This window comes from Bartonella sp. AD328YNZD (assembly GCF_042196425.1).
On record NZ_JBHIQG010000149.1, the window covers coordinates 1 to 5,845 of the forward strand.

Below are 5,845 nucleotides of genomic sequence, written 5' to 3' on the forward strand. Positions count from 1 at the left end.
ATGGGTTACGTGAAACATTTGATATGTTTGGTATACCAGTTCGCATATCATTACGAGCCTCTGATAATCCTTTTGCGGCACGTTCCAAGAAGAAATGATAGCGCTTTAATTTTTTAAATGAAAGAAATCTCTACTGCAGAAGCTTAGAAATAAGCTTTTTGATGATCTATTGCGTTCTAAATATAAAAATGAATTAATAACCTCAACAGACAATAATCTTCCTGTTCATAAAAGAAAAAAATTCTTTATTTGCTAAAGTCTTGATTTATCAATAATCATTTATCATGAACGCTATTAATCTGCCCTATCTTTACGCTTATAGAGTAACAAGTTGGTACCATCACATACTTTGCAAGCTCCCAATATTGTTACAGCTCTTGAATTAAGACGATTCATAAAAGGCATTTTTTCTCCTTTCTTCTATGTTTTTATCCACACGCTAATCCTGCTTGTAACATACAAACGAATGGTTTTGATTGATTCAAGGTAAACAGATTTGGAATGAGAGAATCTTAAGATATTCGGAATTCTTATTTAAAATGAATTATCTTGATAAATCAGTATATTGCTATTAAATAAAGTTCTCTCATTTTAATTATCTCTTGATAAAATTATTTATTCGCATGTTATAAGAATAGTTTAATAGGGGGAGTATTTAAGAAAGAGCACACGATTCTCTTAATGGGTTATTTAAATGAAAGAATAGATGCAATATGAGGGTGGGGAAATATAACTATGTGCTCGTTTGAAAAGAAACATTAAATTATCTTTTCATAAAAATAAAGGGTGTGAATAAGCGCTTTTGCTTGCGATAGTTTGTCTAAATAAAAAGCAAAAATACCTGCTGAATCTATCAATATTCAATTATAAAGGGTAAGATTCAACAAGTGGATTAAATTGTATAAAGCGATATGGTGATCGTATTCAAATATTATGTGTTCTATTGGTCTGAGCTATTTAGAATCATAGATTTATTAAGGTCTCGTATTTAAAGAAAGCTCTCTTAATGCCTTCAGGTTCATTTCATGATGATGTCCGTAATGGTATATGTAAAATACCTTGCGAGTAGGTTCATATAAAATCCGCAGAGTATTCTCATTTTCATTAAAATAATAAAGTGTGAGTTTATTTAAATAAAAGACGTAAGCCAACGCCACCATACTGTTTTCCAGCTTTCAATGTTGTACCCATCCTCGTTTTTAAAGAGAGCATAAAAGGCATATTTTCAATCATTTTTAATCACATCCCCCCTGCTTGTGATGTAAAAACAAATAGTTTTGATTGATGTAATATGAACAAGCTTGAAATGTAAAGAATCTTACGACATTCGGCATTCTTAATTTAATATAAAAAATGATAATTTATCCCTATAAATCAAAGCATTATTAAATTTAGAATACTAAACATGAACACACTTGCACATAATCATTCTAGCTTGCAAACAAATGTGATGCTGTTTTGCTTTCCCTCAAAATCATAATTATTGATATCACTTATAATATTTTGAATGTATATGAATTCATCTCCACAAAACAGATAAAATATACCGTATAATACTTTAATAAGATAATTATAAACATCATTGAAACAGTATTCTTGGTAACATAATATACTAAACATATATTCACTGAATGTGCATCAATTGCGTAGGCTTTACTCATCATGGGTTAATGAAAATGGCTATTAATGAAATTCTTACACTTTTTGGGCTCAAGGTATTGATTTATAATGATAGTTTATAATTTTTCGATTTGAATAAGAACTCTGAGTATTAAGATATTTTTACGCATTCATATTGAATTAATCAAAACTATTTGTTTTTACTTCACAAGAAGGGGGGATGTGAGTAAAAATGATTGAAAATATGCTTTTTATGCTTTCTTTAAAAACGAGGATGGGTACAACATTGAAAGATGGGAAACATAGTATGATGGTATCGGGTTACACATTTTGTTAAGCATAAAGATGATGGCTTTATGAGTTTTATATTATTCATGGGAACTTTTTATTATACATTTACGGGTGCTATTATGGAATCGATTTAGGTCCCTAAAAATATCTTTATCAAAAATTGAAAAATACGTTAATTTATGCGATAAAATTTATACGGTAAATTGTGATAGATTGCTTTTAGGATCTTGACGAATAAATTCAGGAACAATATGATACGCACGGTTTTATGAGATGCATTTTTCTTTGCTTTTGATTAAGGAGCCGATGATGGCGATGGGCGAAAAACCCGTTATAAGCTTCAAGGAGGCTGAAGAGAAAAAGCAAGAAGAGTGTTTTCATTCAGAGGATTTGGAATGTCGTAGTAAGAATTTAAGCGTGGCTTTAATGCACAGGCTTGCACTAAAGAAGCGGCAAGGTAAGGATAAGCGGGAGAAATCACAAGGAAAGATGGCAGATGCTATTAGACTTTCCAGTGAGTTTTTAGCAAGTATTATAGTTGGTGTTGTTTTAGGGGTGGGGTTTGATAAGTTAGTAGATTCATGGCCATGGGGATTGATATTTTTTCTCTTCCTTGGATTTGCTGCTGGTGTATTGAGTATTCTTCGGTCTGTGGGGTATGTTTCCTCCAGCCAATTAGGGAAAAAAGGCGTATTGCGCCAAGATGAACAAAATAAAGGGACCAATGAAAGGTCCGATAAATGAGGTTGAAGTGACAGCGCACGCTCCAGATCCTATTCATCAGTTTGAGGTTTCTCGGCTGATTAAGATTTCCATAGGAAATATGGATTTATCGTTTACGAATGTGTCATTGTTTACAGTTATAACGGTTGTTGTGACGTCTATTTTTCTCTTCATTTCATCCTCAAGTCGTGGATTGGTTCCAACGCGGATGCAGTCTCTTTCAGAAATGGCCTATGAGTTTGTAGCATCAACTCTGCGGGAATCATCTGGCGTGCAGGGAATGCAGTTTTTTCCTTTAGTTTTTTCTTTGTTTACTTTTATTTTGGTTGCTAACTTTATTGGTCTTTTCCCCTATTTTTATACGGTTACATCTCAGATCATGATTACGTTTTCGTTAGCAATGGTGGTGATTTTGACGGTGATTGGGTATGGCTTTTATAAGCATGGGATCAGTTTTTTGAAACTGTTTGTTCCCAGTGGGGTTCCTGTTGTGGTTTTGCCTCTGGTGACAATGATTGAGATTATTTCTTTTCTCTCCCGTCCAATTAGTCTTTCTCTGCGTCTTTTTGCGAATATGCTTGCTGGTCATATTACGCTCAAAGTGTTTTCTGGGTTTGTTGTATCAATGGTTGGGGTAGGGCTTGTAGGTGTTGGTGGTTCGATTTTACCGCTTATTATGACTGTAGCGATTACCGCTCTTGAATTTTTGGTCGCATTTCTTCAAGCTTACGTCTTTACGGTTTTAACTTGTATGTATCTTAATGATGCAATTCATCCAGGACATTAATGGAACTGGCGGTTTTCCGTCGAATAATACAATTTCGCTTTAAAGGAGAATAATATGGAATTAGTGCTTGCAGCAAAATATATTGGCGCTGGTCTTGCTTGTTTTGGTATGGCTGGAACAGCTTTAGGGCTTGGTAATATTTTTGGTAGCTATCTTTCTGGTGCATTACGAAATCCATCAGCAGCAGATAGTCAGTTTGGGCGTCTCGTCTTTGGTTTTGCTGTAACAGAGGCTTTGGGAATTTTTTCATTGCTCATTGCTTTATTACTTCTTTTTGGGGTTTGATCATCATCAAAAGGGTCTATCTGTTCTCTACGTGAGGAAAGATTTACCCTTTTTACTCTTAACCAGAGAGATATTAGTCGGTTATCATCGGTTATAGAGGGCTTTATAAGTTATTTAAAGGATGAAAGAAGATGTTTTTTGCCAGCGCTTATGCACAGAATACTGAAACGTCGATAGAGCATATTAAAAAAGTGGCAGAGAAAGCAGATCGTGTGTTTCCGCCTTTTGATTTTGTACATTTTGGTTCGCATTTTTTCTGGTTGGCAATTTCTTTCGGATTTTTTTATCTTTTTATTTCTCGTGTTATTGCGCCGCGTATTGGTGGTGTTATTGAAACACGTCGAGATCGAATTGCATCTGATTTAGATCAGGCAATGCGTATGAAGCAGGAAGCAGACACTGTTGTTGAAACTTATGAGCGGAAATTAGCAGAAGCGCGTTTAAAAGCTCATGCTATAGCGCAGGCAGCTGGTGAAGAGTTAAAAGGAAAGGTGGAGCTTGAACGGAAGGAAATTGAAGAGAGTTTAGAGAAAAAGCTTGCGGATGCTGAAAAACAGATAGCAAAAATTCGGGATAAAGCGATGCAAAATGTTGGTTCTATCGCTGAAGAAGTATCCATTGAAATTGTGAAAAAATTGATTGATGTCGATATCAGCAAAGAAACTGTTCGTTCAGTTGTTAAAACTGCGGATTATTGAGGAAGGCAAAGATGACGGATACTTTTTGGGCTTTTGTTGGATTAGTTCTTTTTTTGGCTCTTTTAGTCTATTTCAAAATTCCACAGAGGGTTATACATCATCTTGATGCGCGCGCGAAGCGTATTAAAGATGAGCTCGATGAGGCTCTGCGTCTTCGTGAAGAAGCACAGGGAATATTGGCTGAATATCAACGCAAACATGCAGAAGCAGAAAAAGATGCACAAGAAATTATTGCTGCAGCAAAGCATGAAGTTGAATCTGTTATTTCTGAGGCTCGTACAAAAGCAGAAGAATATGTAAAAAACCGCAATAAATTGGCAGAGCAAAAAATCGCTCAGGCAGAAGCAGATGCAATACGCATGGTCTCTTCATCTGCTATCGATTTGGCAATTTCTACGGCGCGTACCCTTATTGCAAGAGAATTAGATTCTAACAAGGCAGATAAACTCATTACAGAGTCTGTTGCGAAAGAATCACTGATCAAAATGAAAACATATCTTAATTAATGGTTTCTTGAAGATAAAGAATTGCTTCTTTAGATGGGTAATTTTTTCAAGATTGAATGCTTTATCTCTTAAATTGTGGTGCGAGGTTCATTTTGTATTGGTTCTGCATTGAGTTTAGAGAGGTGTACTATCGCGCTTAGATTCGTTTTTGATTCTATTCGTGATGATTTATAATACCTATAGAAAGTATCATCATCTTTGTGATTATTAAGTGATAAGTCTGCAGCATTATTGTCTTATTCTCTAAAATTTTGTGGCTACTTTTGTATTTAGCAACTGCTTTTACATTTAGCGTGGTTTATGAGAAACACATTGATTCATTTCTCAAGAGTTTTTATCTGCATATTGATCTCTCTTATGAATACGGTTATTTCTTGTAAGCGGAGAGTTTAAAGGGAGAGATTCTTATTTTATTCTATATTCTTATTGAATGTGAAAAATGATAAATTGATCATTATAAATCAATATCTTGTTGTGCTGTAAAACACCGTTGTGTAGAAGGGTGATATAAGGCATGAAAATTTTTACATATTAAATGTTTTTAGATATTGTGATCCATATTCAGGGCAGGGCTTGTCTGTTTCCCCTATGAAGTGGACCGTATGAGTAGTCAGCAGGTGGAACCCGACGAGGGAAGCTGGATTGTTAACAGTCCGGTGACCGGTAGGAATCTCCATCCTTTGAGGTATGAGGAAGAGGTCAAATTATATCTGCTGTCGTTATGAAATGGGGATGGAAATAATGAGATATATCTGAGAAAATTGGTGGATTAGAAACATAAATAACGTATTATTTTTTGAAAGTGTTTTTTCTTTAAAGAATGTGATAAATAAAAAGATAAAATTATATGTCATTTTTACCTTTTAGATACGGCTCTGAATATTTTTAAATGTTGAAAAGAGATGGTAAAAATCGGAACAGATTTTAATTTTTAC

Annotated in this window: 5 protein-coding genes; all 5 read left to right on the plus strand. The window is 34.5% G+C overall.

Annotated elements, in window-relative coordinates; all coding sequences use genetic code 11:
* The first annotated feature begins 2,220 nt into the window (after positions 1-2,220).
* The 5 genes from ACFIO3_RS07600 to ACFIO3_RS07620 all read left to right on the plus strand — a co-directional run bounded on the left by ACFIO3_RS07600 (position 2,221) and on the right by ACFIO3_RS07620 (position 4,910).
* On the plus strand, positions 2,221-2,655 hold the full coding sequence (locus ACFIO3_RS07600) for an AtpZ/AtpI family protein (protein ID WP_375608580.1): 435 nt from the start codon (positions 2,221-2,223) through the stop codon (positions 2,653-2,655).
* A gap of 7 nt (positions 2,656-2,662) precedes the next feature.
* Positions 2,663-3,421: a F0F1 ATP synthase subunit A gene (locus ACFIO3_RS07605; RefSeq protein ID WP_375608581.1), complete on the plus strand. Its 759-nt coding sequence runs from the start codon at positions 2,663-2,665 to the stop codon at positions 3,419-3,421.
* Between the two features lie 54 nt (positions 3,422-3,475).
* Positions 3,476-3,706, plus strand: coding sequence for a F0F1 ATP synthase subunit C (locus ACFIO3_RS07610; protein ID WP_004860748.1), 231 nt, complete (start codon positions 3,476-3,478; stop codon positions 3,704-3,706).
* Between the two features lie 131 nt (positions 3,707-3,837).
* Positions 3,838-4,404: a F0F1 ATP synthase subunit B gene (locus tag ACFIO3_RS07615; RefSeq protein ID WP_375608574.1), complete on the plus strand. Its 567-nt coding sequence runs from the start codon at positions 3,838-3,840 to the stop codon at positions 4,402-4,404.
* 11 nt (positions 4,405-4,415) lie between these two features.
* Positions 4,416-4,910, plus strand: a complete 495-nt coding sequence (locus ACFIO3_RS07620; protein WP_375608575.1) for a F0F1 ATP synthase subunit B — start codon at positions 4,416-4,418, stop codon at positions 4,908-4,910.
* The last annotated feature ends 935 nt before the right edge of the window (positions 4,911-5,845 follow it).